General features: G+C 41.3%; 2 protein-coding genes and 1 pseudogene. All 3 read right to left on the bottom strand.

Features of this window, described 5'->3' with window-relative positions; translation table 11 throughout:
• Positions 1-227: hypothetical protein (locus ACFIMA_RS09600; RefSeq protein ID WP_375693442.1), on the bottom strand; the 227-nt coding region annotated here is incomplete at its 3' end.
• 156 nt (positions 228-383) lie between these two features.
• Positions 384-902: a hypothetical protein gene (locus ACFIMA_RS09595; protein WP_375613834.1), complete on the bottom strand. Its 519-nt coding sequence runs from the start codon at positions 900-902 to the stop codon at positions 384-386.
• Positions 844-1460, bottom strand: a pseudogene (locus ACFIMA_RS09590) (hypothetical protein); the annotation flags it as partial. The gene ACFIMA_RS09595 and the pseudogene ACFIMA_RS09590, both read right to left, overlap by 59 nt.

The following is a 1460-nucleotide window of genomic DNA, read 5'->3' as shown; positions in this document are numbered from 1 at the left end:
GCTTTCACTTGCGCTTTGGTACTAAAATCCGCATTTTCTGGTGTGGTATAATACTGTCCGCCATCAAACTTTTCACACTCTCTTGTGCCGTCTTCATATTCGTAGAGGTTGTAAAAATACTCCTCTGCTCCGTCCCCCCAAGGAACATAACCAACAGCTGTTGCAACCCACTTTTTTCGCATGGGTTGTTTACGGATTGTTAAGAATAAATGTTTAAAAATGAACATGTTTTTAGTCCATAATTTTACCAATTGGTCTATTTGCCTCAAATTTGACCGTACAGAGCGTTTTATATTGCAGATATGGTTTTCATCGTGAAATCTTTAAATCGCTTTTTATGGTGCCTTTTTGTCGATTTAAACACATACCTAATCGTAAAATGATCAGCACTTTTCACTAGTTTGCTGTGGACCAAAGCGTTTCATTATCCCACCAATGCCATTTAAAGTTTCTTCAAGCTCTTGCTTGTGAACAAGCGTTATAGGCGTTGAATGCTCTTTCTCTGCTTGTTCTTTCAACTCCTTTTCACGGAATCTCAAAACAGCATTGCGTACAAAATTGGCTTTTCTCAAAAGACTGTTTTCTAAATCTCGACACAACCTGACAAGTTCTCGTGTGCTCGGAAAAAACGTATCGGATAAACAATTTATTTCATCACATAAAATCCGTTTGACCACTGTCATCAGTGACCATGCAGAGACATTTTCCAAAACCATTCCATAGGTCAACGCCATTCCCTCATGGTCTGATTGTTGTGCTATTTTCAAACCACACGACAGCATGCGAATAGCTTTTGCTATATCCTCTTTACCTGCTTTCACTGCGAAGAGCTCTTGCAATTGATCACCAGCCTCTAAAGCAATCGATTCCTGCTGTTTCGTTAATTGGCTGCCATCCTTCAAAACAAACGGACCGCTCGGAGGTATCATCGCATGAATGTGTTTCAAAATACCCTCGATTTCCGATATCAAGGAGACTGTCTGCGATACGCTCCCCAATGCTTTTTTGCTTTTGAGTGTAATTTCCATTGTTTCCACCATTGTTGTTCGTGTTTTTCGTTTTTTCTAAACCCTCGATAGCCCTGCGTACCCAGTTGCGCCATGTTGCTTGCCAATCCGTTTTGCATGCGTCCTTACCTGCCTTGGCATTCCAATAATCTCTAAATTTTGCGATTTCGACTTTGACGCGCTCTGGAGGCAAGCCCTCTGCAATGGCAAAATCGTAATCGGGTTCAAAATCCGTAGGCAATCGACAACCGCGATTAGCTTGCGCTCGTTTTGCTTTTTTGGGAACGTTCTCTTGCTCGTGAATGGGAGGTTGGTTTTCTACACCCGTTGTGATTTGCTCTGATGTGGTCTCAACAGCAGCAACCTCTGTTGGCTCGTCAACCTGTTCGTTTGTTTCTAAACTTTCAGAACCAATTTCTTTTTTTGCTAAAACGATAGTTTTAGTTTTTTTAT

It is taken from the genome of Bartonella sp. AP88HLJMH (genome assembly GCF_042195605.1).
Lineage (GTDB): Bacteria > Pseudomonadota > Alphaproteobacteria > Rhizobiales > Rhizobiaceae > Bartonella.
This window is presented reverse-complemented; position numbering and strand designations above follow the sequence as displayed.